The organism is Paeniglutamicibacter selenitireducens (genome assembly GCF_051550675.1).
Classification (GTDB): Bacteria; Actinomycetota; Actinomycetes; order Actinomycetales; family Micrococcaceae; genus Paeniglutamicibacter.
The window spans coordinates 133,544-158,740 of sequence record NZ_JBPULF010000006.1; the positions used below are offsets into that span (position 1 = coordinate 133,544).

Here is a 25,197-nt window from a genome sequence, read left to right on the forward strand (position 1 = left end):
GTTCTGGTTGCTGGCCGGTAGGTGCCAGCTGCTCAAGTACAGGTTTCACTCTATCGCCCTTCGGCCCGAGCAAGGCCAAGGAGGGCGACCCACGGCAGGTCGCCCGGCGTCAGACGCCCGGACCCCCACCTGCGGGGGCGCCTAGTCCAGCGGCTTGGTGGCGCGGTGCACGGCCACGATGCCGCCGCTGAGGTTGCGGTAGCGGCAGGACTCCCAACCCGACTCGTCGATCCAGGCGGCCAGGCCGTCCTGGTTCGGCCAGGCGCGGATGGATTCCGCCAGGTACACGTAGGCTGCCGGGTTCGACGAGGCCTTCTTGGCGATCGGCGGCAGCGCCTTCATCAGGTACTCGGTGTACACGGTGCGGAAGGGCGCGAAGGTCGGGTGGGAGAACTCGGCGATCACCAGGGTGCCGCCGGGCTTTGTCACGCGCAGCATCTCCGCCAGGGCCTTCTTCGGCTCGTTCACGTTGCGCAGGCCGAAGCTGATGGTCGCCGCGTCGAAGCTGTTGTCCTCGAAGGGGAGGTTTGTGGCGTCGCCGGCCACGAAGTCGATGTCCGGGCGGCGGCGCTTGCCGACCTTGAGCATGCCCTGGGAGAAGTCGCAGGCGACGACGCCGATCCCGGCGTCGGCGAACGGCTCGGAGGACGTCCCGGTTCCGGCGGCGAGGTCCAGCACGCGCTGGCCCGGCGTGGCTCCGACCGCGTCGAAGACGATCTTGCGCCAGCGGCGGGTCTGCCCCAGGGAGAGAATGTCGTTGACCACGTCGTAACGCGGGGCAACGTCGTCAAACATTGCTTGGACTTCTTCTGTGTGCTTTTCCAACGATGCGCGGCTCATGGTTTCATTGTCGCAAAGTTCGGCGGCAACGTGAAAAAACGGCACCGGGGTGTCCTGGTGAGCAGGGCCACTCGGGAGCCCGGTGCCCGTCGCGGCGGCGGTAGGCTTAGCTCATCATGACTTCCCAACTTTCCGCCGGGACGGGACCGCACACGCCACCCCCGGTTCCGCAGCTGCGCAGCTTGACCGTCAAACGCCCGGCGATGGGCGAGCACGGACTTCTTGACTACGCCACGCGCGACGATTCGCTGATGTGGGCACGCCGCGGCGAGGGTGTCATCGGTTTCGGCCAGGTGGCGCGGTTCGAGTCGACCGGACCGGAGCGTTTCGCACTGGCCCGCGACTGGTGGAACGGGGTCACCGCGGCCGCGGATGTCGAGGATCCGCTTGAACTTCCCGGCACGGGCATGCTCGCCTTCGGCGCGTTCGCCTTCTCCTACTCCAGCACCTATGCCTCACGCTTGATCGTGCCGCGGATCGTGGTTGGGCGGGACGAAAACTGCAGCTGGATCACCTACACCGTCGACGACCCCGAAGCGGAACTAAGCGTGGAGGCCGCCGAGGCGGAACTGGCGGTGCTGCTGGATGACTACTCGGCCGAGCACGAGCTCGCCTCGGGCGTGGACCGCCTGGTGGCCGGCCAGATCACCGAGGACGAATATATGGACTCGGTGCGCCGGGGTGTCGCGGCCATCGAGTCCGGGCGCGTCACCAAGCTGGTGCTGGCCCGCGACACGGTGGCCGAGCTTGCCTCCCCGATCGCCGTGGCCCAGGTGTTGCGCCAGCTGGCGCTGCGCTACTCGGACTGCTGGACCTATTCGGTGGATGGCCTGATCGGCGCGACCCCGGAAATGCTCGTCCGGGTCCGCGGGGACATCGCCGAGGCACGCGTGCTGGCCGGGACCCTCGACAGGGCCGGTGCGCCCGCCGGCGATCCGGACTATGCGCACCGGATGCTGGTCGAGGACGAGAAACAGCGCCACGAGCACCAGCTGGCCATCGACTCGCTGACCGAGCAGCTCGGCCCGCTCGCCTCCGGCATGGACGCCCCCGCGGAACCGTTCGTCCTGCAGCTGCCCAACGTCTGGCACCTCGCCTCCGACGTCAAGGCGTCGCTGGCCCGCCGCGCCGACGGCAGTGTCCCCTCGGCACTCGACCTTGCCGAGGTCTTCCACCCGACCGCCGCCGTCTGCGGAACCCCGACCAAGGAGGCCGGCCGCACCCTGCGCGAGATCGAGGGTATGGACCGCGGCCCCTACGCCGGGCCCGTGGGCTGGATCGACACCCGCGGCAACGGGGAATTCGGGATCGCACTGCGTGGCGGGGTCATCGAATCCCCCACCTCGGTGAGGCTCTACGCGGGGTGCGGCATTGTTTCCGCTTCCGACCCCGCCGCCGAGCTGGCGGAGTCCTGGGCCAAGATGCGCCCCATGCGGGAGGCATTGGGTCTTTAGGTAACGGTTTGTGGTCACTTTTCACAAATAATCGTCGAAAGTTGTTTACCCCCAGAAAATGAATGTAGCCTGTGATGCACATCTCATTACTTGGGGCTCAGACGGTTAGAATAATCATCGACGCAAGCCTGCGAGCGATTACCTAGAGAAGGACCACACTCCATGCGGATCACCACCACCGTACTCAAATCCCTGACCGTGGCAGCGGTTGGCGCCCTCGCACTGACTGCGTGCGGAAGCAGCAACACCCCGGCGGCATCGACTTCGGCCGACGCCAACGCCGTCAAGCTCATCAACGAAGGCAAGCTCACCGTTTGCTCCGACATCCCCTACGAGCCGTTCGAATTCGTGAAGGACGGCAAGAACGTCGGCTTCGACATGGACATCGCCGCGGAGATCGCCAAGGACCTCAAGCTCGAGCTCAACGTCATCGACTCCAGCTTCGACGCCATCGAGTCGGGCCTGTTCAAGACCCAGTGCGACATCGCGATCTCCTCGCTGTCGATCACCGAGGCCCGCAAGGGCAACATGGACTTCTCCACCCCGTACATGGATGACGACCTGACCCTCGTGGCCAAGGAAGGCTCCGGGATCACCGACCTCGAGTCCGCCAAGGGCAAGAAGGTCGGCGTCCAGCAGGCTACCACCGGCGCGAAGTTCGCCAAGGAAAACGGCCTCGACGCCACCGGCTACGAAGACTCGGGCCTGCAGATCGCTTCCCTCAAGGCCGGCACCACTGTGGCGACCCTGGGCAACCAGTCCGTCCTGGGCTACGCAATCAAGGACGACCCAACGCTCAAGCGCGTTGCCGACTTCAAGACCGGCGAACAGCTCGGCGTCGCAGTACCCAAGGGAGCAACGGCCATGCTCGACAGCGTCAACGCAACGCTGAAGCGCCTCACCGATGATGGCTCGCTGGCCAAGTTCACCGAGACCTGGTTCGGTTCCACCAACTAACGTCATTCCCATTTGATGCAAGCATTCAGGCGAGGCCTCGGCTCCCTAACGGAACCGGGGCCTCGCCACCTTTCACGGAAGGCTTAAACGCCATGGCAATGACAACCCGTCAACGTGCCCGTCTTAGTAAAATCATCCAGATTGTCCTCTTCGTGGCCGTTATCGTGGCCGTGCTGGTGCAGGTCAACTGGCAGACCCTCAGCGAACAATTCTTCGCCTTCGACAAGCTGGGGCCAATCTTCCCGGACCTGATCACTGTGGGCCTGAAGAACACGATCTTCTACACCGCGATATCCTTCGCCTTCGGCCTGGCGCTCGGCTTGCTCCTGGCTCTCATGAAGATGGCCAGCTTTGCCCCGTACCGCTGGTTTGCCACAGGGTTCATTGAATTCTTCCGTGGAATTCCTGCGATCCTGGTCTTGATCACCTTCGGCTACGGCGTGCCCACGGCGTTCCCCGGAACCCAGTGGCCACAGCCCGTCGTCGTCATGGTCTCCCTCGGCCTGGTCTCGGCCGCCTACATCGCCGAGACCCTCCGGGCGGGCCTGCAGGCTGTCCCCAAGGGACAGATCGAGGCCGCACGTTCCCTCGGCATGCCGGCCTGGCGCGCGATGATCACCATCGTGATCCCGCAGGCTTTCAAGATCGTCCTGCCCCCGCTGACCAACGAGGTCATCCTGCTGACCAAGGACTCGTCGCTGGCCTTCATCCTCGGTGCAAGCATGGCGCAGTACGAGATGACGAAGATCGGCCGCGACGGGCTGACTTCCCTGGGCGCCGGCATCACGCCGCTGATCGTGGCCGGTACGTTGTATCTGGTGATCACCATCCCACTGAGCCTGATCGCTCGGAAGTTTGAATCCCGTTCCGCACGGACGAAGCGATAGGCAGAAGAGTCATGAGTGATACCACGCAAAACCAATCCTCTTTCAAGGCCGCCGGCGTCAGCATTGCCGGACTGCGCAAGTCCTACGGAAGCAACGAAGTGCTCAAGGGCATCGATCTCGAGGTCAAGCCCGGCGAGGTCGTCTGCCTGATCGGCCCCTCGGGTTCGGGCAAGTCCACGCTGTTGCGGTGCGTGAACCTGCTGGAACAGCCCAACGCCGGCACCATCCACGTGGGCGGCTTCGAGGCCACCGACTTGGACGTCGACCTGGACAAGATGCGCCAGAAGGTCGGCATGGTCTTCCAGCAGTTCAACCTCTTCCCGCACCTGACGGTGACGCAGAACTGCACCGTGGCGCAGACCAAGGTCCTGAAGCGGCCCGCCGCGCAGGCCAAGGAAGTGGCACACAAGAACCTGACCCGTGTCGGCCTAGGCGACTTCGGCGACCGCTACCCGGACCAGCTCTCCGGTGGCCAGCAGCAGCGTGTGGCCATTGCCAGGGCGCTGTCCATGGACCCGACGCTGATGCTCTTCGATGAACCGACGTCCGCGCTGGACCCGGAAACCGTCGGCGAGGTCCTGGCCATCATGCGTTCGATGGCCAAGGCAGGCATGACAATGCTCGTTGTCACCCACGAGATGTCCTTCGCCAAGGAGGTCGCCGACCGCGTGATCTTCATGGACGGCGGAGTCGTCGTCGAACAGGGCGAGGCCAAGGACGTCATCGGCAACCCGCAGCAGCCGCGCACGCAGGACTTCCTCAAGCGCGTGCTCGATCCCACCCACGTGGAGATCACCGACTAGGAATCCTCCTGCAATTCGGTTGAAGGCCGGTTGCCACCACCAGTTGAAATTCGACTGGCAGTGGCAACCGGCCCTTTTTGCAGGTGCCCGAGAGGTTCTCGCCGCCCCGTGTTCATCGCCTCATACCATCCCGTGTGCGGCCGGATTCGGCCGCCGGAGCCGATTCACCACCGGTAACTAGTCCTTGGCATCAAGAAACTCACCCGGGGCAGTCGCCTCGGCGGCCCAAGCTTTTCCTTGCTTGCAAAAGAGAATCGGTGTCGGCAACCCCACCCAGGGGCCACCGACACCGATTCTCGTTGCCCGGTATTCGCAGACCGCGACCGGGAATTCTTGCTTCCTACTTCACCGCGCCCGCGGTGAGCCCCGCCTTCCAGAAGCGCTGGAGGAACAGGAAAAGCAGCAGCAGTGGAATGATCGAGACGAGGGCACCGACCACTACCAGCGACATCGGAACTTTGCCGTTCGAGGCAAACCAGGAAACCAGGCCCACTGTCACCGGCTGCAGCGATGAATCGTTGATCACCATCGCCGGCAGCAGGTAGTTGTTCCAGATCTCCACGAAGTTGAAGAGGAAGATCGTCACCAAGGCCGGGGTCATCATCCGCAGGCCGATCCGGAAGTAGATCCCCACCTCGCCCAACCCGTCGAGCCGGGCGGCCTCGATCACTTCGTCCGGGACCGATTGCGCCGCAAAGACCCTGGAAAGGTAGACGCCAAAGGGGCTCACGATGCTCGGCAGGATCACCGCCAGCGGGTTGTTGATCAGGCCCACTTCGGAGAACATCAGGTACAGCGGCAATGTGAAGAGGATCTTGGGGATCAGCACCGCCGCGAGGACGACGCCGAAAACGACCTCTCGTCCGCGGAAGCGGTACTTGGCCAGCGCATAGCCTGCCATCGAGGCCAGCAGCGTGCCGATGATTGCCCCGATTCCCGCATAGAAGATCGAGTTCAAGATCCAGCGCGTGAAGATGCCGTCTCGTGTCGAGAGCAGTTCGGCCACGTTGCTCCCCATGTGCATGCCGTTGAACCAGAAGCCGGGTGCCGAGAACTGTTCACCCATGGGCTTGGATGCGGCAACGAGGAGCCACCAGATCGGAACGAGGAAGTAGATGGCGAAGCATCCAAGTACGATCGTGACGACCAGTCGACTGGTCAGCGAGGTCTCTCGGTTGTCCCTGGGTTTGCGGCCAGCGGGACCCCCGAAGTTCCGGCCGCCTCGCTCTGATTTCCCCAGTGCCGTGGAGCGGCTGGCACTGGCGGTCGCGGAATCCTTGTCGTTTCCTGCGATTACTTGAGTGCTCATGCGTCGGAACCCCTGTTCGTGAGCTTGAAGAAGGTGATGGACAGGATTCCGACAAGCACAGCCAGAATGACGGACATGGCGGCCGCATACGGGTAGTTCTGCGCGGCGGTTGCGGCCTGGGCAGCCATGATCGGCGTGAACGCGGAATCAATTGACCCGCCGGAGACGCTCTGCAGCACCTTTGGTTCGTTGTACAACTGGGCGGTCCCGATGATGGAGAAGACCGCCGTCAGGATGATCGCCGGACGGACCATGGGGACCTTGATGCTCCAGGCGATGCGCCAGGCCGAAGCCCCGTCGATTTTGGCGGCTTCAAGGATTTCTCCGGGAATCGACTGCAATGCGGAATAGATGATGATCATGTTGTAGCCGGTCCAACCCCAGGTGACGATGTTCGCCACCGACCACAGCACCATGCCCTCACCAAGGAACGGGATCTCGATCCCCAGCGGCGCCAGAAGTGCATTGATCGGGCTCGAGGTTCCGGAGTACAGGAACGACCACATGAGCGCCGCAATGACGCCGGGCACCGCATAGGGCAGGAAGCTGGATAGCCGGAAGAAGCCCTTGGCCCGCGCCGACCGGGAATCGATCAGCAGGGCCAAACCCGTGGACAGCCCCAACATGACAGGGACCTGTACCACGCCGAAAAGCAGGACCCTGCCCAGGGACTCAATGAATACGGGGTCCGCAAACGCCTTCAGGTAGTTCGCCATCGGATCGAAGGCGAGCGTCGGTGCGGTGAGCCCCAAGCCGTCGCGTTTGAGGACGAAGAGGCTGCGGTAGACGGCAAACCCCAAGGGCGCCAGGTACATGGCCGCGAAGATGACAACAAAGGGGGCAAGCAGCAGTGCCGCGGTGCGCCCCTGGCGGCTGTTGGTTCTTGCGCTGAGTTTCCGAGGTCGGTTTGTCGTGGCGACGCTCATGGGGGTTGCTGCCTTTCAATGTGTGTATAGCGACTGAAACCCGTGGCACCCCGTGGGGGATGCCACGGGAATCGATTCAGTCAGTGACGTTGATGCCCTGGCTCTTCATGTTCTCAACCGTTGCGGTGTCGGCTTCGACCAAGGCGTCGGCAAGTTTCCCGTTGCCGGCCCATGCCTTGTTCAAGCCGTCATCGAGCTTGGTGGTTGTCATGGGCATGTTCGGTCCCCACGTCCAGTTGGTGTTGACCTTCAAGGCTTCATCCTTGAAGACGTCAAAAATCTTCTGGCCGCCGAAGTACTTGTCTTCCTTGGTCAGCTGCGGCAGGTCCAGCAAGGCCTTGGCTGCCGGGTAAAGAGCCGCCTTCTCGACAAGGTTGCCGTAGCTTTCGGCGTCGGTGGCGAGGAAGTTTGCGAACTTCCATGCGGCTTCGGGGGTTTCGCAGCCCTTGAGCACCGCGGTCGCGGAGCCGCCGACGTTACCGACCTTCGGGTTCGCCGCATCCCACTGCGGCATCGGGGCAACCGCCCATTTGCCGGCACCGTCCGCAACGTCGCCCTTGATGACTCCTGTCTGCCAGACGGCACCGACGAGGGTGGCGATGGATCCGTCGCCCAGGCCCTTGAACCACGCGGGGTCGTACATGGGGGCCTCGGCAATGGTGCCGGCGTCAACCAGCGACTGCCAGTATCCGGCAATCTTTTGGTTTTCCGGCGAATCAATGGACACCTTCCAACTATCGCCCTCGATGCCAAACCACGGGGCTCCCGCCTGCCATGACATGCCCGCGTAGTCGTAGTTCGCATATGGGGAGCTGATCTTGACCTTCGGGTCCGCTGCCTTGAGCTTCTCTGCAGCTGCCTTGTATTCGTCCCAGGTGGTTGGGACCTCGATCTTGTGCTTCTCGAAGAGGTCCTTGTTGTAGTACATGGCCATGGGGCCGGTGTCGACGGGTGCTCCGAACACCTTGCCGCCGACAGTGACGCTGTTCCAGGCGAACTCGACATACTCGCCCTGGTTTGCCGTCGCATACTGGGTGACGTCCTCGAGTGCGCCCTGCGCCGCAAAGCTCGTCAGGGTTTCGTAGCCGACCTGTCCCAAGCAGGCTGCGTTGCCGGCCTGAACTGCGTTGAGCATCTTTTCGTATCCACCGCGCGAACCTGGCTGGATTTCTTCGTACTTGACCACCACGTCGCTCTGGGAAGCATTGAACGCCTTGACGCTGTCGGCGTAGCCCGGAGCCCAGCCCCAGAACGTCAGCTCCGCCGGTTTCCCGGATTCGCTGCTTGACGCCGCGGGAGCAGGGGTGGTCGCTGCCGGCACTCCGCTGGAGCCGCCGCAGGCCGTCAGGGCGAGTGTCGCTGCAAGGGTGCCGGCTGCTGCCGCGCCCCATCGCTTGAAGCTTTTCATGTTTCCTCCACTTGCTACCACCAGGCAATGGCTTGCCCGGAATGACTATCTAAGGCTGGGTCTTCGAGGGATATCCCCGACACCTGAACCTGCCCGGGCACCCCCAAGAGTGAACTCATGTGAGCCGCGCAACATCAAGCGTGAAAACCAGAATGCCATAGCTTGTTATCGATAACAAGTACCTCGGATCATTTCGCACCGACTTCACCATCCATGGCCAATGAGCAGCTTCATAACATAGAGTCACTTGACGCATGAGATGTAACTTGCGAGCGAAACAACCGACCGCCGTCCCGAATAGAAGGACACGATGAACCATAAGCCATCCCGTTCCCCGTCAATGCGCGACGTAGCCCAGCTGGCCGGCGTCTCGGCACAGACGGTGTCCCGCGTCCTCAGCGACCACCCCAACGTCCAGCCGGCCACCCGCCAGAACGTCAAGGAAGCCGCGCGCAGCCTCGGCTACCGCCGCAACGCGACGGCCAGGGCACTGGTAACCGGGCGCAGCAACATGATCGGCGTGATCACGCTTTCAACAAGCTCGTACTCGCGCATGACCCTTATCGTCGGCATCGAACGCGAAGCCGCAGCCCGCGGATACTCGGTAACCTTTGTCTCGATCACCAACCTCTCGGCACGATCGCTCGAGGAAGGCCTGAGCAGGCTCGTCGCCCAGGGGGTGGATGGAATCATCACGGCCGTCCCACTGCAGGACTCCACCGCGGAGGTGGACAGCCTGCTCAGCGAAGTCCCCTCGGTGGCCATCGATTCCCCGCTCCCCGCGGGCGAACAGGCCTTCACCTTCGACCAGGCACAGGCCGCGCGCCTTGCCGTCGAGCACCTCATCGCACTCGGCCACACCAACATCTGGCACGTCGCCGGCCCCAAGGACTGGATCGAGTCCGAAACCCGGATCGCAGGATGGCGGGAGGCGCTCGAAGCGGCAGACCTTCCCGTTCCCCCCGAGCTCTTCGGAGACTGGAGCGCCGAATCCGGATACCGCTCGGGCCTGATCCTCGGACGCATGCCCGAGGTCACGGCCGCGTTCGTGGCCAGCGACGAGATGGCCTTCGGACTGATCGCGGCAGTCAAGGAACTTGGACGCCGGGTCCCGGAAGACATTTCCGTTGTCGGCATCGACGACATCGAACTGGCCCCCTACTGCTCGCCGCCATTGACGACGGTGCGCCAACCACTTGAGGAGATCGGCCGCCAGGCTGTGCGCCAGCTGGACCAGGACCTGTCGGAAAGTGGCGAACAGCCCCTCCCCCATCAGGACGGCCTCATCATCCCGGAATTGATAGTGCGTTCCAGCACCGCCAACCGCCGAACCCAACCGAACTGATCTCCACGTTTCACTGCCCATTGCCAAATCTGTTGTTATCGATAACAATCGAATGACCACGGTCTCCGAAACGGGCAGATCCCTTCGGCGTCGATTCCGTGGCCTGTCACTTTCTGCCTCACAGGCGACGTGCAGCAGTTTCGAGCAAGAACCGAGGTACCAGAGCGTGATCATCAGCGGAGCCCTTCACTACTTTCGGACCCATCCCGAACAGTGGCGAGCCCGATTGCACTGGCTCAGGCTCATGGGCCTGGATTCCGTGGAAACCTACGTGGCATGGAATGTCCACGAACCTCGCCAAGGTGAATTCGACTTCTCGGGAGGTGCCGACCTCGAACGGTTCATCCGGCTGGCGGGCGAGGAAGGACTCAAGGTCATCCTCCGACCGGGGCCGTACATCTGCGCCGAATGGGACAACGGCGGACTGCCTGCGTGGCTGACCGCGCAACCCGGCATCCGGGTCAGGACCCGACAAGCCGCCTATACGGCGGCGGTGGCGGCGTTCTTCGACGAACTGATCCCCCGCATCGTCCCGTTGCTGGAATCGCACGGCGGCCCGATCTCCATGGTCCAGGTTGAAAACGAGTACGGGTCCTTTGGTTCCGACTTCGTGTACCTCGAGCAGGTCCAAAAGGCGCTCGTCGAGCGCGGCATCGACGTTCCGTTGTTCACTTCCGACGGCCCCGAGGACCACATGCTTACCGGCGGCATGATTCCGGGGGTTCCGGCCACAGCGAATTTCGGATCGGGCACGGCCAAGGCTTTCGCCGGGTTCCGCCGCCACCGTTCCGACGACCCCCTGTTCTGCATGGAATTCTGGAACGGATGGTTCGACCACTGGGGCGAGGAACACCATGCGCGCGACCCCCAAGAGGCCGCCCAGACGCTTGATGAGATGCTGTCGGCCGGATGGTCGGTGAATTTCTACATGGCCCACGGAGGCACAAATTTCGGCACAGGTGCGGGCGCAAACTTCGATCCCCCGCATTCCGTGACAACCGGTAGGTACCAGCCCACCGTGACCTCCTACGACTACGATGCGCCACTGGATGAGCGCGGCGCACCTACGCCCAAGTTCCACGCCTACCGAGAGGTGATTGCCAAATACCGCGAGGTCCCGGAACTCGAGGAGTTCACCGAGCCGCTCCTGCCGGTGACCCAGCTGGTTGGGGCCAGCGCGCCAGTGCCGCTGCGCGGGTACCTGGATGCCTCGGTCGCCAACGGGGGCGCAATCCACGAGTCGGGACACCCGTTGGCGTTCGAGGAGCTCGGCATTGCGCACGGGGTGGTTCGCTACACAAGCACCATCCCGGGGCCGCGGCAGCCGTACCCGTTGACCATCGACGGACTCAACGACAGAGCACACCTGGTCATCGGCGGGAAAGCCGTCCACGTTTTCGAGCGAACCGACCAGCAGCCGTATGACGTGCAGGTTCCCCCCGAAGGGCTGGAAATCGAGCTCCTCGTCGAATCAATGGGCCGGGTCAACTACGGACGCTTGGTTGGCGAACGGAAAGGCATCCTCGGCGCCGTGCTGCACGAGCGCCAGGAACTCCATGGCTGGCAAATGACTGCCCTGGAGCTGCCCCAGGCACCTTCCGCCGATCTGCTGCTGCTGGCCGGGTCCGAACGGTCCGGGGAAGATCCTGGTGCGGCCTTCCACTCCTTGGAGTTCACTGCGGAGTTCACTGCCGACGGTTACATCGATCTCAGCGGCTGGGGCAAGGGCTATGTCTGGGTCAACGGATTCTGCCTCGGCCGGTTCTGGGACAGGGGGCCGCAGCTATCGCTGTACATACCGGCCCCGATCGTCCAGCCCGGGAAAAACCGGGTCGTGATCCTTGAACTTGATGGAACCCGCGGAAACACGCCGCGGATCCTGCCGGTCCCCAACCTCGGTTCGGGTTCCGCATCCCTCGCACCGCAATAGGAACGCGACAGCACCAGGACGGCGCCCGGTCTCCCGCATGGTCCATGCCGGAAACCGGGCGCCGTTGGTTGGTGCCTACGGAGCCTCGGGCCATTCCAGCGCGTTGACGGCCTTGCCGATCCGGGCATGCAGGGACCTCAGGCCGCTGCGTTCCACGGCAACCTCGATCAGGCGGCGCCGGGCACCCGTGGATGCCAAGGCCCTCCGAAGACCGTCGCCGTCGTCCACGGCGAGGTACTCCCACCCGTAGGCCGCGGCAAGCGCTTCGATCCCCACCCGGTGGGGGGTGCCGAAGAGCCGCTCCACGGCGTCGGCGTACCTGCCGGATTCCTCCACTGCCCCGTGCTCGAGCGTGGAGAAGATGGCCCCTCCCCTGTCGTTGAGGACGACAACGTCCATATCAGGTTCCGGTTCACCCAGCCCCAGCAGCAGGCCGCCCACGTCGTGCAGGAACGTCACGTCCCCGAGCAGCACCGTGGTCTTGAGCCCGGCGCGGGCCTGGGCAATGCCCGTGGCCGTGGCAATGGTTCCGTCGATGCCGGCCAGTCCGCGGTTTGCATACACGTGGGCTGCCGGTGCTGCAGCGGGGGTGGCGCACAGGTCGGCGTCGCGGATGACATTCGAGGATCCGAACACCAGGTTCCCCGTGGCGGTCCCCCAGATTTCCCGGGCCACGAGCGGGCCGTTGAGCCCGCCGGTGGCTTCGGTGCGTTGCTGGATCGAGTGGCTGGCCAAGGTTCCCAGCCGCTGCCAGCCTTCCAGCCACCCGGCCGGCGAGGTCCCGGCAAAGGCCTCCAGCTCGAATGCTTCGGAGACGAGCCTCTCGCGCCGTTTGCCCTCCTCGAACCACGGAGCCGGCGCCGGTGCCCACAGCGCCGTTTCGATGGAAGCGTTGTTCAGCAAGCGCGCCACCGGTCGGCTCAGCGTGGGGCGCCCGAAGAGCACCACCCGCTGGATGCGTGACATGTGTGCGGCCAGCAGTGTCCGGTACGGGCCAATGGCATTGGCGCCGAAGCGGGCGTTCGAGCTGGGTTCCGCGAACAAGGGAAGGCCCAGGGCGTGCGCGAAATCTGCGGCGACGGGGCCCGCGCCGTGTCCGGCCACCACCACGGTGCGCAGCGGTTCGCCCGTGCGGGGCGGGGCCCATGAAACCGTCTCCGCCGACTCCACGGCAACCGGCGGGTGCTTGAGGTTGGCGCCGAAGTCCGGCAGCCTGTCGTTTTCAGCAGGCACCAGCGGGTCGCGGAAGGCTACGTTGATCTGCACCGGACCCGGCGCCGCGGTATCGGAACCCGCTGCCGCAGCCAGGGCTGCGGCAACCTTCGCTGTGGGATCTGCGCCTGCATCGATGGTCGTGCTGGCCCGCACGTGCGCGCCGAACAGACCTGACTGGTTGGTTGTCTGGTTGGCCCCGGTGCCGTGCAGCTCGGCGGGCCGGTCCGCGGAGAGCACCAGCAGCCGGGCACCGACGTGGTTGGCTTCCATGACCGCGGGCAGCAGTTCCCCCACGGCCGTGCCGGAAGTTGTCACCACGGGCACTGGTGCACCGCCGGCAAGGCTCAGCCCGAGCGCGGTGAAGCCCGCGACGCGTTCGTCGATGCGCACGTGCAGCCGGATCGTCCCCGCGGCCTCCGACTCAGCGAGCGCATAGGCCAACGGGGCGCTGCGCGACCCCGGGCAGATGACCACGTCGCGCACTCCGCCCTGCTGGAGGGTTGAGACAACTTTGCGGGCGACATCCATGGAGGCGAGTTCGGGGTCGGAATGAGACGGCATGCCTTCCATCCTAATTCCGACCCCGGAGTGCGCCGTTCCTGCCGCCGTTACTCGATGGAGCGCAAGCGCCGTGCGTGAAGGAGATTTCCCCCTTCACGCACGGCGCCGGCAACAGCGGGTGGGGCTAGCGCCTGCCGCGCGGGCGGACCTTCGGGTAGACCTGGACCACCGAAGGGCGCGGTCCGTACACCTGGCCGCGCTTGGCCTTGCCCGGAGCGGAGACGTAGTCCGGGAAGAACGAGAGCGGCTGGTCGTAGCTGCCGCCCTCCCCCGGGTGCTGGACCGAGACGAACACGGAGCCGTCGCGGTCGTGGATCACCGGGCCGCAGGTCTCGGCGCCGGCGGGGACCGCCAGGAACTGTTCGACCTTGCCGCGTTCCTTGCCCGCGAGGGTGACCTTGTGCAGGGCATCGCAGTAGCCGATGGTCCCGGGCTGCCCGTCGGTGGAGATCCACAGGTTTCCCTTGGAGTCGAAGGCCAGGTTGTCAGGGCAGGCGATCGGCGAGACCTTCTCCTTCGGGTACCCCGCGAAGTAGGTGGTGGCGTCCTTGGACGGGTCCCCGGCCACCAGCAGGATGCTCCAGGAGAATTCCGTGGCCGCGGCGTCGTTCCTGCGCTCGGTCAGTTCGATGACGTGGCCGTCGCGGTTCTTGGTGCGCGGGTTCGCCTCGTCGGCGGCCGTCTTGCCGGTGGTCCCGCGTTGGGTGTTGTTGGTCAGCGCGATGTACAGCTTGCCGGAGACGGGGCTTGGCTCCACGTCCTCCGGCCTGTCCATCTTGGTGGCGCCGGCCTTGTCCGCGGCGTGGCGGGTGTAGACGAGCACTTCCTCCACGCCCATCCCCGGCACCATGGAGCGGCCGTCGAGCACCAGCGGCAGCCAGGTTCCGGTTCCGTCGAACTCGCCGTCGGAGGGAAGGGCGCCCGAACCGTCGACCTGGCCGGCCGGGGAATCCCCGCTGAACCGCGCGACGTAGAGGTCGCCCTCGGAAAGCAGCTGCATGTTGTGCCGGCGGTCCCCGCGCTTGTACTTCTCCTTGGAGACGAACTTGTACACGTAGTCGAAGCGCTCGTCGTCGCCGGAGTAGGCGACGGCCCGGCCGTCGGCCGCGATCCGGATGTTCGCCCCCTCGTGCTTGAAGCGCCCGAGGGCCGTGTGCTTGACGGGCGTCGAGTCCGGGTTCTGCGGGTCGATCTCGATGACCCACCCGAACCGGTTTGCCTCGTTCGCGAATCCACGGTTGTGTGCGGAGAAGCGCGGGTCGACGTCCTCCCACCCGCGTTCGGTGGGGGCGTCGGCGATTCCGTAGCGCGCGTCGGTGGCCGAGCCGGTGCCGCGGAAGTACTGGTTGAAGTTCTCCTCGCCGGAGAGCACGGTGCCCCACGGCGTGGTCCCGCCGGAGCAGTTGTTCAGCGTGCCGAGGATCTTCCGGCCGGTGGGGTCGGCGGCGGTCTTGAGCAGCTCCGAGCCAGCGGCGGGCCCGTCGGCCCGGAAGACGGTGGTGGCGGTGATGCGGCGGTTGCGTTCGCCGCCGCGGATGTACTCCCAGCGTTCGCTGGTGCGGCTGCGCTTGACCTCCACGACGGAGAACCCGTGCGCCGCCATGGCGATGCGTACGCCTTCCGCTTTGTTGGCGGCAAACCACTCCGGGTCGAACATGAGGTCTTCGTTGGTGTACTCGTGGTTTGCGACAAGCACCCCGGTGCGGCCCGAGTACTTGTCCGCTATCACGTTGAGGTAGTCGTTGTTGTACCCGAACTGGCCGGCCTGGGCCTTGGCGCTTTGCTTGGTGATGTTGAAGGAGGGCGCGTTCTTGAACAGCGGGTCGCCCCAGCGGATCACGGGGCTCCAGTCGTAGCCTTCCGGGACGCTGAGCGTGTCGCTGCTGCGCGGGACCGGCGCTATGGCGTCGAACCGCAGTTTGCCGCCGGATCCGGGGGCCGCGGAGGTACCCGCGGCGCTCGCGGACGGGGCCTGCAGCAGTTCGGTGCCGACCACCAATGCGGCGGATGCCACGGCGCCGAGGCCCAACAGCGAACGGCGGCTCAGCGCGGCGTCGGCGATGTCCCGGAAGTACCCGTTGTCAGTGGTGTTGCAGACGTCCTTGGCGCAGGCGTTGCCGCACTTGAACTGGCAGGTGGCAGCGTTCCGGTTGCCGCGGGTGTGGCCAAGCATCGGCAGAAGTGTTCGGCTCTGGTTCATCGTGGTCCCCACTAGGAATGTTGAAAGTGAATTATTCGATTCACAACCTTCCACGAGTGGGTGAGCATTAGGCCGGGGCGACATTAACGCCGGGGAAACGACGGGTTAAACCGCGGGCGGCAGGGCCTGCTGCGGCGTGGCCCTGCCGTTTCAAGTCTCTCCCCTGCGCGCGGGAAATGCATGGGCTGGCCGGAAGGGATTCCGGCGCGCGCAGGCTGCAGGCCCCTATCGGCCGGCGGCGGCCGCCTGGGTGCCGAGCACTCGGTGGCAGGCTTCCAGCCGGTCCATCCACCAGCGGCGGCGCTCGGCGTCGACGGCGTGGGTGCGCAGCAGGTCCGGATCCGCGGCAATGTCGCGCAGCTGCAGCGCACCGCCGACGGCGAGGAACCTGTCGGCCGTGACATCCCCAGCGAGCAGGGAGCCTGTGGCAAGCCCGCAGGCGTAGGGAAGTTCCGGCAGCGCCGCGGCAAGCGCCGCCCCCTGGCGAAGGCCGATGGAGGTGTCCAGCGCCGAGGAGACCACCGCGGGAAGCCCCGCCTGTGCCACGATCTCCAGCGCCCGGCGGACCCCTCCGAGCGGCTGCGCCTTGATGACGATCAGGTCCGCCGCGCCGGCGCGGGCCACGGCCAGCGGGTCCTCGGCCTTGCGCACCGATTCGTCGGCGGCGATCAACACCCCGAGGCCGCGGTCCTGCACGTGCATCCGCAGCCGGGCCAGCTCCTCGATGCTTGCCACCGGCTGTTCGGCGTACTGCAACCCGAAACCGGCCAGCGCCTCGAGTGCCCGGGTTGCTTCCCCGAAGTCCCATCCCGCATTCGCGTCGATGCGGAGGTGCGCCTCCGGGAACAGCCGGCGGACCTCGGCCACCCGTGCGATGTCCTGGGCCAGGTCCTGGCCGCGCTCGGCAACCTTCACCTTGATGGTGTGCACGGCGTCGTAGTTGGAGAGCACCTGTTCCACGCGTTCGGGCCCGACGGCCGGGAGCGTCGCGTTCACCGGTACTGCGTCGCGCACCGGAGCCGGGTAACCGTGCCAGGCGGCCTCAATGGCCGCGGCCAGCCAGGTGGAGGCCTCGGCGGGACCGTACTCGAGGAACGGGGAGAACTCGCCCCATCCCGCAGGGCCGTTCAGGAGCAGCGCCTCGCGGTGTTCAACCCCGCGGAACCTCACGCGCATCGGCAGGGACACCACATGGGCACGTTCGACGAGGTCGGCAAGGCCGGGCAGTTCAAGCATGCCTCAAGCCTATCCCCCGCCCGGCGGCCTCGGCCGGCGGGCGGGATACCGGTCCCTAGCCCGCGGCGTAGGCGGCGTCGAGGGCCGCCTGCCAGGCCTCCGCGTTGCCGTCGGCGTCGGCGCCGGGCCTGAAGTCGTGGACCGTCAACCCCACCCGGTGCCCGAAGGCGTTGCGCCCGAAGATGCGGATCATGGCGTCCGGGGTCCGCAGTCCCACGAAGTTCTCGTTCCTGAAGTCGACGACGGTTTCCTGCAGCCCGCGTCCCGGGAGTTCGAGGGGGAGGCTGTCGCCGGGCTGCGCGGCACCGACGCCCAGGGCATCGAGCCACGTTTCGAGGGCGTCGGCGCTTGCTGCGGCATCGGGCCCCTGGACGTCGCTGAAGGCCACCGGGAGGTCGTTGAAATACCTGAGGTACTGCCCGAGGGTGTGCAGGTAGAAGGTGGTGTGCTTGGAGGCGCCGTCGTACTGGTTATCCCAGTCCTCGACGAAGATGCCCGAGTGCACGTAGCGCAGGTGGGTCCCCTCCGGCCCGGGGGTCATTTCGTGCTCGAGCTGGTTGAACCACCCGTCCGGGCCCTCCATGCGGGAGACAAGGTGCGTCGGGTAGCTCTGCTTGCTCACGTACGAATCCCACTCGCCGGTGGGGAACATCCATGCGGCGGTGTCTTCGGTGACGGCCTTCCAGATCTGTTCCGGGCTTCCGGGCAGGTCCGCCTCCTGGTGGATCTCGAATTCCTTGTTCATGGTGCGGGTTCCTTCAGTGTGGGGTGCAGGGTGAGAACCAGGCGGTGCTTGCGCCCGCCCGGGGAGGGCTTGTGGTACTTGGCGGCGAGGGAAGCGACGCCCTGGGCCAGTTCGCGGCTGAACTCCGCGCGGTCGACGGCACTGGCGAACTCCACCTCGGCGTCCACCGCGAAGGTCGCCAGCTGCCGGTTCGCCGCGCGCGCCCCGGCCAGCAGGCGCCCGACCTCGCGCAGCGTCCGCGCGGCCAGGGCGAGCATCCAGGCGGCCGAGAAGCTGTCCCGCAGGTCGGCGGCGCTCGGGTTCAGTGCGCCGACGGCCTCGGGGGAAATGACGTACGACGCGGCGGTGGCCTGCATGAGCCGTTCGGTCATGATTCCCTTGTGGCGCTGGCCGACCTCCTGCACCAGCCCGAGTTCGGCCAGCTGGTTCAGGTGGTAGGTGATTTTCTGGCGCGGGATCCCCAACCGGGGGGACAGCATGCTCGCCGACGCCGGCTCGCGCAGTTCGCCGAGCAGGCGACGCCTCATCGGGTCGAGCGTCGCAGCTGCGGCCTGCGGGTTTTCAAGTACGGCCAGATCCAACATGGCACAAGAATCCCACTGACAAATTTTTTTGTCAATAGATCCGGGACGGTGCGGCGGACCCCTGCCGGACAGCGATCCAGCGCGGCCACCGGGCACCGGACCTGCATCGGCCGCCCCGGTGTGAAAGGCTTGGGGAGATGGACTCCGAAGACATGGCACCCGCCGAGCAGCGGGTGCGCGCCGGATTGCTGCCCTGGTACCTGTCCATGGCGGCACTGGCCGCTGCCTTCATCGCCTGCTACGTCTTTTTCGTCCGCACCCGCCTCGGCCAGTGGATCGACGATGCGGCGCTGCTGGGCGGCCAGGCGTTCCTCGCGGCCGACGCAACCCGGAAACCGGCGCTGGCGTTCCTCGACCACATGCCGGCGTTCTCCGCGGTCCTGTCCGGGGCGGTGCTGCTCTGGGCGTTGTTCCGCAGGCGGGACTTCGTGCGCCCGGTCGTTGCCGGCCTGGGCATCCTGGGGGCCTCGGGAACCACGCAGCTGCTCAAGCACGTGGTCCTCGAACGCCCGGACCTGAACATTTCCGGCGCCACCGTCAATTCGTTCCCCTCCGGCCACACGACCTTTGCCGCTGCCGCAATGATGTCGATCTTCCTGGTGAGCTCAGCGGCCCGCCGTCCGTTGGTGGCGCTCGGCGGGTGGAGCTACGCGGCGGTCGCCGGCGCCTCGACCCTGGTGCTCGGCTGGCACCGTCCCAGCGACGTCGTCGCCGCCTACCTGGTGGTGGCGTTCTGGACGCTGCTGGCCGGCCTCTTCCTGCGCCACCTGCACGGCCCCGCGGCGCCGGGCGGCACGGCCGGAACCGGCGGTTCGGGGCGGGCGGAGAGGATCCTTGCGTGGTGTGCAACGGCCGGGACCCTCGCCTTCACCGCCGGCCTGGTCGTTGCCCTGCAGCTGCCGCATCCGCGGATCACCGAGGTCTCGACCCCCGACTTGCTGGTCTTCCTCGGCTCGGGCCTGGCCCTGATCCTGGGTTCGGCGTTCCTCGCCGGCTACCTGGTCCTGCGCCTGTTCAGCCGCTACGGCGCACCGATACGCTTCAACCCCGACCTCGGGATGAAGTAGGCGAAGAGCCCGGCCCCGAGGGCCGCCACCCCGGCGATCCCCCAAATCCCGATGCCCAGCGTGGCCACAGCCAGCGTGCCGGAAAGCAGGACGGGGCCGCCCATGGCACCCGCGTCGGCCATCAGCCTCCACACCCCCAGGAAGCGCGCGCGGTCGTTGGCCGGGGCGTAGTCGGCGCCGAGCGTCATCACGATGCCGGACCCGATGCCGTTGCCGAAGCCCAGCAGCACGGCGACTGCGCTGAACATCGCCAGGCCCGAGGTCAGCGGCAGCAGGGCCATGGCGACGGCCATGATGAGCAGGCATGGCACCGCCACCCACACCCGCCCCCGCAGGTCCATGACCCGGCCCGCCGGGTAGAAGACCAACATGTCCAGGGCACCGGAGAGCCCGTAGACCAGCGCGATCGTCCCGGCCTCCAGCCCCAGCTGCTCGCCCCACAGGGGCAGCACGATCTGGCGGGAGGCCCGCACTGCGGACAGGCAGACGACCCCCAGCCCCACGCCGCCAAGCAGCCTCCGGTTGTTCCGCGCCACCGCCCACAACGAGGAGGCCGGGGGCTCGAGGGCGGCCCGGCCGTCCCGGCGCGAGGGCAGCTCGGGAATCGCGAAGCAGACGGCCAGGGCCAGCAGCATCGCCGCCACGCCCACCCAGTAGGCCCCGGCGATGCCCCACCAGCCCATCGCGAGCGTCGCAATGAACGGGCCGGCAAACACGCCGATCCGCATCACCCCGCCGAGCGTGGACATGGCCCGCGCCCGGTAGGCAACCGGCACGGCCTCGGCGAGGTAGCTCTGCCGGGCGAGGTTGAACACCGCGCCGGCCATGCCCAGCATGGTGACGCCCACGGCGAAGAGCGGCAACGCCGAATCGAAAAGCCCGAGCGCCAGCCCCGCTGCGGCCCAGCCCGCTGCGGCCACCATGGCGATCCGTTCGCCGACCCTGTTGGTCAGCAGCGCCGCCGGCACGTTGGACACCAGTGACCCGAGGCCGACGAGGGTAACAACGAGCGCCGCGGTCGCGATGCTTGCCCCGCGGTCCCGGGCCGAGATCGCGATGACCGGCGTCACGGCACCGAGGCCCACAGCGTAGAGCAGCGACGGCGAATACACCTTCAGCGCCATGCTCCTGAGACTTGCCGCCGAATCCGCCATGACCTCATGGTATCCATTGGCTACGGGCTGGTGGCCACCAGCCGCCCGTACATGAAGCGGGACTCCTCCGCCCCGTAGGGCAGCACGGACAGCTCGCTGTCACTCGGTTCGCGGCCCGCCGGCAGGCTTGCGGCAAGGATCCTGCACCGCGCGATGGCCTCGCGCATTTCCCCTGCCTGGCGTTGCACGAAGTCCCTTCCCACCGGGCTTCCGTGGCCGGGCACGAACACCGTGTCGATGGCCTCGTGCACGGTGAGCTCCTCGAGCAGCCGGAGCCACTGGACAGGGCGCGAATCCCCGAAGTTCGGCGGCCCGCCCTGCTCGATCACGTCGCCGGCAAAAAGCACGCGCCCTGCGCGCACCGTCACGTCGCCGGGGCTGTGTGCGGAGCCGACCTGTTGCAGGGTGATGAACCTGTCGCCGAGGTTCAGCTCGTACGGGGAGCTGCCCAGCGCATGCGTCGGCACGTGGATGGCCGTGTGTTCCCCGGACCCGGCACCCATTTCGGGTTCCAGCGCCAGCACCAGCGCGCGCTGTTCCGCCTCGGTGGCCTCCATGTGGCCGATCGCCAGGTTTCCCGCGTAGAAGTCGCCAACCCCGTGGGCCCTGAAGTAGTCGTTGCCCAGGAAGTGGTCGCCGTGCGCATGCGTGTTGACGACGACGAGGTCGACGTCCGTGATGCGCCGCACGGCACGCAGTATCGCTTCGGCTTCCCGGGGGCCGGAACCGGTGTCGATCAGGGCCGCGCGCTTGCTGCCCACCACCAGCCCGCTGTTCATCGCGAACCCGGGACTGATCAAGCGCCAGCACCCGTCGGGCAGCGATTCCCAGGCCAGGTTCTCTGCGCCAGGCTCCCCCGCACGGACATCGCCAGGTTCGGCGCCGGGAGGGGGCACGCGGACATCGGGCATGGAACGGCTCCTCATCAGCCACCGGGCATGGCGGTATTGGTCAGGGAACGGTGACCTTGACCTGGCCGAAGGGAACCTTCTCATCCACGAAGGCCTGCTCGTAGTGGCCCCCGAGGCCGCGCACGTGGACACCGTGCTTTCCCTCGGCCACCGATTCGCGCATCACGGGCAGCACCATCGCTGCGTGGTGTTCCTCGATGGACTCAAGGTACTCGACATAGCTTGCAGGCAACTCTTTCATCTCGCTCATGACCTCAGGATAGGACCGGCAACGGCCCGCAACATAGATGCGCACCGTTGCCGGTTTCCCAGGTCCGGCGGGACCCGGGAAAGCCGTGATGGGTCAGGCCGGCTGGAGCTGGCCCAACCGGTAGCCGACGCCGCGCACGGCTTCGACGATGCGAGGGCCGTCCGCATCCATGATCTTTCGGCGCAGGCGCGAGATGTGGACCTCGATGACACGCTCGTCGCCGAACCAGTCGGGCCAGATCTCCTGGACCAGGTTTCCCCGCGTGACGACATGGTTCGGGCGCTGCATCAACATGGCCAGGATGTCGAACTCGGTGCGGGTCAGGCCGACGGCTCGGTCGGAGACCGTTACCTGACGGGTGGCCACGTCCATGCCGAGGACTCCATGTCGAAGCACTGCAGGTTCCGCTTCGATTGCATGGTGCTTCCTGCGCCGGGTCATTGCCTTTGCCTTGGCGACAAACCTGCGGATCGACACAGGGCCGATCATGCAGTCATCGGCGCCCAAAGCATAAGCGAGCAGCTCGTCGACCTCATCCATTTCGGTGGCAATGACCAAGATCGGCACCTCGCTGATGGCGCGCACGGAGCGGCAGACCTCGAGCCCCGCGCTTGGAACCCCGTTGCCGTCGACGACCACCAGAGCCGGGCGGCTTGCAGAATAGGCCTCGAGCGCGTCCGAAGCGCTCGAAACACGGGTTTGAAACCCTCGTTCATCCAGCGCATGACGCAGCTGGTCTTGTCCGTCGACAATGAGCACGACGCGACGATTCATATGTCCCCCAAATACACGGCCGCCAGGACACAAAACAACACGGAACCCATGCGCTTTCATGCCAGACGGCACCCCCAAGTTGGGTCATGCCAGCCCCCAAGGCAAGCAATCCGGACGAAGCATCTTTCACAACCGGCAAAACCTTGCGTCGAACCCCACGGTTCGACACGAATCGCACGCATCCTCTTCTTCAGGCCTCGTTCCCAAAACGAAACCGAGAGGCGGAGCGATGTCACCGTGACAAGTTCGCCACGGCGCCTGCCGGATCGGGTTCGGACGCTTCGCCCATACCCCGCCCCAAGGCTATCTGCAAATTGAGTGCCCTGACAACGGGAAACGCCGAAAAAGTAACATTCCGCCCAGGTCCCTCCAGCCGCATGTGCACCAAACCGACCCCACTCACCCCCTGAGAAAACGTCAGTGAATCGCAAGCTTTCCGCAACACTGGCGAAGGGTAAGAACCCTAGATTCATTGTTGAGGCTGGGTCACGGTGATCCAGCACCTGAAGATTTTGGGGAATCTGATGTCGAATTCACCGGTACGAGGCCGGCTTTTCATGCTGCCGACCGCCATCGCCACAGCTGCCGCTGTGGCCTTTGCCGTACTGCCGACCGCAGCGGCCGCTCCAGGCAGCGAGAGCGCCGTTTCCACGGTTTCCCCGTCCACCAATGCCATCACGGGTGCGCTTTCGGGGACCGAACAGACTGAAGAAACCCTCGTTCAGTCCACACCGAGCGCAACACCTACTCCACAGCCAAACAGCACAGAGAAGGCAGATCCCGCGCAGGAGGAGTCCAATGGCTCTTCGAGCAGTGCCACTCCGGCAGCTCCGGAACTCGGAAAGACTACAGCGAAGATGCAGTCTGAAAAGCTGCAGTCAACACCACCTGCGGGGCGGGCCGCGGCAGCCATTGTCAGCGTAGGCGTGCCAGCAACCAGCCCTGGAACGAACCAAGCGAAGCTCATCGTGTCGGCTGCAGGACTTCGCTCCAGCGGGGACAACCTCAGCGGACTCGCGGGCGCCACTTTCGAGTTCTACAGCGTTTCCAACGAAAACGCGATCACTGGTGGAACCCTGATTGATTCGTGCCAAACGGATAGCAGCGGGCGATGCGGACTCATTGTCGATCTTGATCGGACGGGCGGGACATGGCCGTTTAGGTACAAATACGGAAACTTCTATGCCAAGGCTGTCAGCGCACCTCAAGGCTGGAGCGTCGCAGAAAGCTGGGGCAGCGAGGATTCGAACCTCATCCGATTCAACAGCGGCGAGATCCAGTCATGGGACTCTTCACGAACGGTTGAGCTCAAGAACTCCACCCCGTACCCGTTTGTGAGGGCCAACGTCGCCATGCCAAACAAATGTGGCTTGGACATCGCGCTCGTCTACGACCTCTCCAACTCGGTAACTGCATCCGAGTCGCTCATGACATCTTACAAGTCCGCTGGAAAGACGTTCGTGGACGCTTTGACGGGCACTCCGTCGCAGATCGGCCTCTACACCTTCGCCACCCGTGCACCTGCCCAGAATTCCTCAAACAAGACAAACAACACCACGCTACCAAAGACGTCTGTGGCGCAGGGCACCGGTGCCGCAAACGTCAAGACCAAGATCGACGGGTTGGGCGCCACCAAAGACAACGCCGAGGGCGGCACCAACTGGGACAAGGGCCTGGACCAGATTCCGTCGGGATACGACGCCGTTGTCTTCCTGACCGATGGCGACCCCACCTTCTACAGGGATGGCGTCAACGACGGCTCGGGCAACACCACCAACCTGCGCAAGGTGGAGGAATCCATCTACTCCGCAAACCGCGTCAAGAACGCCAATAGCCGCGTGATTGCGGTTGGCATCGGCGGCTCGGCAAGCAGCACGGCCGGGAAGCAACGACTTTCGTTGATTTCCGGATCAGCCGAAGGATCCGACTACTACACCACTGGCTTCGACACGCTCGGAAGCACCCTGAAGGAAATGGCGACCAAGAACTGCGAGGGAACCGTAACCGTCGTCAAGAGCATCCTGGAACCGAACGGAACCAAGACGGCCGGATCCGGGTGGACCTTCGGGACCACGACTTCTGGGGTTAGCGTTGCCGGCTCAACGGGAACGTCCTCGGGCCAGACCGACGCCAACGGAGCATTGAACTTCAAGGTCACGGGCTACGACTCGAACGCCGTCAACCGCCAGGTCGTCATCGCCGAAACCCAACAAACCGGGTTTGAGCTTTCCAAGCAGGCCGGTTTCAACGCCAAATGCATCAATACCGCCACCAATTCCAGTGTTCCGGTAGTCAACTCCGGGAGCCTTGGATTCGAGCTCTCCGTTCCCAAGACTGCGGTCATCAGCTGCGAAGTCATCAACAAGCAGCTCACCTCGAAAATCTCGATCGTGAAGAAGGCTGCAGCCTACAACGGCGGCAAACCTGTCACAGGTCCGGAGAACGCCCCGAATGTTCCTTCCGGAACGCAGGTGACCTGGACCTACACAGTCACCAACACGGGCACCACGAAATTGAAGAACATTTTCGTGGACGATGACCGGATCTCTGTTCCGGTCACCTGCCCGGCCACCACCCTGGCGCCTGGCGCCTCCATGGATTGCACCGCAACCGGGCCCGTCAAAGCCCAGTAATCGCTTCA

At 65.4% G+C, this 25,197-nt stretch carries 21 protein-coding genes; 8 read left to right on the forward strand and 13 right to left on the reverse strand.

The window, feature by feature from the left end; all coding sequences use genetic code 11:
* Positions 1-141: 141 nt before the first annotated feature.
* On the reverse strand, positions 142-840 hold the full coding sequence (locus tag ACSYDW_RS12135; RefSeq protein WP_438338980.1) for a demethylmenaquinone methyltransferase: 699 nt from the start codon (positions 838-840) through the stop codon (positions 142-144).
* A gap of 116 nt (positions 841-956) precedes the next feature.
* Here ACSYDW_RS12135 and ACSYDW_RS12140 point away from each other — a divergent pair, with 116 nt between their 5' ends.
* The 4 genes from ACSYDW_RS12140 to ACSYDW_RS12155 all read left to right on the forward strand — a co-directional run bounded on the left by ACSYDW_RS12140 (position 957) and on the right by ACSYDW_RS12155 (position 4,941).
* Entirely contained in the window at positions 957-2,294 is a 1,338-nt protein-coding gene (locus ACSYDW_RS12140; RefSeq protein ID WP_438338981.1) for an isochorismate synthase, read from the forward strand.
* A 162-nt stretch (positions 2,295-2,456) separates the two neighbouring features.
* On the forward strand, positions 2,457-3,251 hold the full coding sequence (locus ACSYDW_RS12145) for an ABC transporter substrate-binding protein (RefSeq protein WP_438338982.1): 795 nt from the start codon (positions 2,457-2,459) through the stop codon (positions 3,249-3,251).
* Between the two features lie 92 nt (positions 3,252-3,343).
* On the forward strand, positions 3,344-4,138 hold the full coding sequence (locus tag ACSYDW_RS12150) for an amino acid ABC transporter permease (RefSeq protein WP_438338983.1): 795 nt from the start codon (positions 3,344-3,346) through the stop codon (positions 4,136-4,138).
* A gap of 11 nt (positions 4,139-4,149) precedes the next feature.
* Positions 4,150-4,941 carry an amino acid ABC transporter ATP-binding protein gene (locus tag ACSYDW_RS12155; RefSeq protein ID WP_438338984.1) on the forward strand — a complete coding sequence of 264 codons (792 nt, stop codon included), beginning with the start codon at positions 4,150-4,152 and terminating at the stop codon, positions 4,939-4,941.
* A gap of 340 nt (positions 4,942-5,281) precedes the next feature.
* Here ACSYDW_RS12155 and ACSYDW_RS12160 read toward each other — a convergent pair whose 3' ends face one another.
* The 3 genes from ACSYDW_RS12160 to ACSYDW_RS12170 form a co-directional block, all read right to left on the reverse strand.
* The gene (locus ACSYDW_RS12160; protein ID WP_438338985.1) at positions 5,282-6,250 is read right to left on the reverse strand and encodes a carbohydrate ABC transporter permease; all 969 of its coding nucleotides are present in this window, start codon (positions 6,248-6,250) and stop codon (positions 5,282-5,284) included.
* Complete coding sequence (locus ACSYDW_RS12165) at positions 6,247-7,176, reverse strand: carbohydrate ABC transporter permease (protein WP_438338986.1); 930 nt, start codon at positions 7,174-7,176, stop codon at positions 6,247-6,249. Before ACSYDW_RS12165 ends, ACSYDW_RS12160 begins: the two co-directional genes overlap by 4 nt.
* A 76-nt stretch (positions 7,177-7,252) precedes the next feature.
* Positions 7,253-8,584, reverse strand: coding sequence for an extracellular solute-binding protein (locus ACSYDW_RS12170; RefSeq protein WP_438338987.1), 1,332 nt, complete (start codon positions 8,582-8,584; stop codon positions 7,253-7,255).
* Between the two features lie 310 nt (positions 8,585-8,894).
* On the opposite strand from ACSYDW_RS12170, the gene ACSYDW_RS12175 reads away from it, so the two are divergent.
* Both ACSYDW_RS12175 and ACSYDW_RS12180 read left to right on the forward strand, forming a co-directional pair.
* The gene (locus tag ACSYDW_RS12175) at positions 8,895-9,929 is read left to right on the forward strand and encodes a LacI family DNA-binding transcriptional regulator (protein WP_438338988.1); all 1,035 of its coding nucleotides are present in this window, start codon (positions 8,895-8,897) and stop codon (positions 9,927-9,929) included.
* A 52-nt stretch (positions 9,930-9,981) separates the two neighbouring features.
* Entirely contained in the window at positions 9,982-11,859 is a 1,878-nt protein-coding gene (locus ACSYDW_RS12180) for a glycoside hydrolase family 35 protein (protein ID WP_438338989.1), read from the forward strand.
* A gap of 75 nt (positions 11,860-11,934) precedes the next feature.
* On the opposite strand, the gene menD is transcribed toward ACSYDW_RS12180, so the two are convergent.
* The 5 genes from menD to ACSYDW_RS12205 all read right to left on the reverse strand — a co-directional run bounded on the left by menD (position 11,935) and on the right by ACSYDW_RS12205 (position 18,400).
* Positions 11,935-13,635 (reverse strand): 2-succinyl-5-enolpyruvyl-6-hydroxy-3-cyclohexene-1-carboxylic-acid synthase, encoded by a 1,701-nt coding sequence (menD, locus tag ACSYDW_RS12185; RefSeq protein ID WP_438338990.1) that lies wholly within the window; start codon positions 13,633-13,635, stop codon positions 11,935-11,937.
* A 124-nt stretch (positions 13,636-13,759) separates the two neighbouring features.
* Positions 13,760-15,835, reverse strand: coding sequence for a PhoX family protein (locus ACSYDW_RS12190; protein WP_438338991.1), 2,076 nt, complete (start codon positions 15,833-15,835; stop codon positions 13,760-13,762).
* A gap of 225 nt (positions 15,836-16,060) precedes the next feature.
* Positions 16,061-17,071, reverse strand: coding sequence for an o-succinylbenzoate synthase (locus ACSYDW_RS12195; protein ID WP_438338992.1), 1,011 nt, complete (start codon positions 17,069-17,071; stop codon positions 16,061-16,063).
* A 55-nt stretch (positions 17,072-17,126) separates the two neighbouring features.
* Positions 17,127-17,816: an SRPBCC domain-containing protein gene (locus ACSYDW_RS12200; protein ID WP_438338993.1), complete on the reverse strand. Its 690-nt coding sequence runs from the start codon at positions 17,814-17,816 to the stop codon at positions 17,127-17,129.
* Entirely contained in the window at positions 17,813-18,400 is a 588-nt protein-coding gene (locus ACSYDW_RS12205; RefSeq protein WP_438338994.1) for a helix-turn-helix domain-containing protein, read from the reverse strand. Before ACSYDW_RS12205 ends, ACSYDW_RS12200 begins: the two co-directional genes overlap by 4 nt.
* Positions 18,401-18,537: 137 nt before the next feature.
* Here ACSYDW_RS12205 and ACSYDW_RS12210 point away from each other — a divergent pair, with 137 nt between their 5' ends.
* Complete coding sequence (locus ACSYDW_RS12210; protein WP_438338995.1) at positions 18,538-19,467, forward strand: phosphatase PAP2 family protein; 930 nt, start codon at positions 18,538-18,540, stop codon at positions 19,465-19,467.
* Here ACSYDW_RS12210 and ACSYDW_RS12215 read toward each other — a convergent pair.
* From ACSYDW_RS12215 to ACSYDW_RS12230, 4 genes are all read right to left on the reverse strand, one after another.
* The gene (locus ACSYDW_RS12215; RefSeq protein ID WP_438338996.1) at positions 19,422-20,591 is read right to left on the reverse strand and encodes an MFS transporter; all 1,170 of its coding nucleotides are present in this window, start codon (positions 20,589-20,591) and stop codon (positions 19,422-19,424) included. The two genes, ACSYDW_RS12210 and ACSYDW_RS12215, sit on opposite strands and share 46 nt — an antisense overlap.
* 50 nt (positions 20,592-20,641) lie before the next feature.
* Complete coding sequence (locus tag ACSYDW_RS12220; protein WP_438338997.1) at positions 20,642-21,532, reverse strand: MBL fold metallo-hydrolase; 891 nt, start codon at positions 21,530-21,532, stop codon at positions 20,642-20,644.
* 40 nt (positions 21,533-21,572) lie between these two features.
* On the reverse strand, positions 21,573-21,782 hold the full coding sequence (locus ACSYDW_RS12225; RefSeq protein ID WP_438338998.1) for a hypothetical protein: 210 nt from the start codon (positions 21,780-21,782) through the stop codon (positions 21,573-21,575).
* 93 nt (positions 21,783-21,875) lie between these two features.
* A complete protein-coding gene (locus ACSYDW_RS12230) occupies positions 21,876-22,556 on the reverse strand; it encodes a response regulator transcription factor (RefSeq protein ID WP_438338999.1) in 681 nt (226 codons plus the stop codon).
* A 491-nt stretch (positions 22,557-23,047) separates the two neighbouring features.
* Between ACSYDW_RS12230 and ACSYDW_RS12235 the strand changes: the two genes are divergently transcribed.
* Entirely contained in the window at positions 23,048-25,189 is a 2,142-nt protein-coding gene (locus tag ACSYDW_RS12235) for a vWA domain-containing protein (RefSeq protein WP_438339000.1), read from the forward strand.
* Positions 25,190-25,197 lie beyond the last annotated feature (8 nt).

Bases quoted from the DNA above. Each gene is read 5' to 3' on its own strand.
- ACSYDW_RS12135 (WP_438338980.1), bottom strand. From the start codon at position 840: ATGAGCCGCGCATCGTTGGAAAAGCACACAGAAGAAGTCCAAGCAATG.
- ACSYDW_RS12140 (WP_438338981.1), top strand. From the start codon at position 957: ATGACTTCCCAACTTTCCGCCGGGACGGGACCGCACACGCCACCCCCG.
- ACSYDW_RS12145 (WP_438338982.1), top strand. From the start codon at position 2,457: ATGCGGATCACCACCACCGTACTCAAATCCCTGACCGTGGCAGCGGTT.
- ACSYDW_RS12150 (WP_438338983.1), top strand. From the start codon at position 3,344: ATGGCAATGACAACCCGTCAACGTGCCCGTCTTAGTAAAATCATCCAG.
- ACSYDW_RS12155 (WP_438338984.1), top strand. From the start codon at position 4,150: ATGAGTGATACCACGCAAAACCAATCCTCTTTCAAGGCCGCCGGCGTC.
- ACSYDW_RS12160 (WP_438338985.1), bottom strand. From the start codon at position 6,250: ATGAGCACTCAAGTAATCGCAGGAAACGACAAGGATTCCGCGACCGCC.
- ACSYDW_RS12165 (WP_438338986.1), bottom strand. From the start codon at position 7,176: ATGAGCGTCGCCACGACAAACCGACCTCGGAAACTCAGCGCAAGAACC.
- ACSYDW_RS12170 (WP_438338987.1), bottom strand. From the start codon at position 8,584: ATGAAAAGCTTCAAGCGATGGGGCGCGGCAGCAGCCGGCACCCTTGCA.
- ACSYDW_RS12175 (WP_438338988.1), top strand. From the start codon at position 8,895: ATGAACCATAAGCCATCCCGTTCCCCGTCAATGCGCGACGTAGCCCAG.
- ACSYDW_RS12180 (WP_438338989.1), top strand. From the start codon at position 9,982: ATGACCACGGTCTCCGAAACGGGCAGATCCCTTCGGCGTCGATTCCGT.
- menD (WP_438338990.1), bottom strand. From the start codon at position 13,635: ATGCCGTCTCATTCCGACCCCGAACTCGCCTCCATGGATGTCGCCCGC.
- ACSYDW_RS12190 (WP_438338991.1), bottom strand. From the start codon at position 15,835: ATGAACCAGAGCCGAACACTTCTGCCGATGCTTGGCCACACCCGCGGC.
- ACSYDW_RS12195 (WP_438338992.1), bottom strand. From the start codon at position 17,071: ATGCTTGAACTGCCCGGCCTTGCCGACCTCGTCGAACGTGCCCATGTG.
- ACSYDW_RS12200 (WP_438338993.1), bottom strand. From the start codon at position 17,816: ATGAACAAGGAATTCGAGATCCACCAGGAGGCGGACCTGCCCGGAAGC.
- ACSYDW_RS12205 (WP_438338994.1), bottom strand. From the start codon at position 18,400: ATGTTGGATCTGGCCGTACTTGAAAACCCGCAGGCCGCAGCTGCGACG.
- ACSYDW_RS12210 (WP_438338995.1), top strand. From the start codon at position 18,538: ATGGACTCCGAAGACATGGCACCCGCCGAGCAGCGGGTGCGCGCCGGA.
- ACSYDW_RS12215 (WP_438338996.1), bottom strand. From the start codon at position 20,591: ATGGCGCTGAAGGTGTATTCGCCGTCGCTGCTCTACGCTGTGGGCCTC.
- ACSYDW_RS12220 (WP_438338997.1), bottom strand. From the start codon at position 21,532: ATGCCCGATGTCCGCGTGCCCCCTCCCGGCGCCGAACCTGGCGATGTC.
- ACSYDW_RS12225 (WP_438338998.1), bottom strand. From the start codon at position 21,782: ATGAGCGAGATGAAAGAGTTGCCTGCAAGCTATGTCGAGTACCTTGAG.
- ACSYDW_RS12230 (WP_438338999.1), bottom strand. From the start codon at position 22,556: ATGAATCGTCGCGTCGTGCTCATTGTCGACGGACAAGACCAGCTGCGT.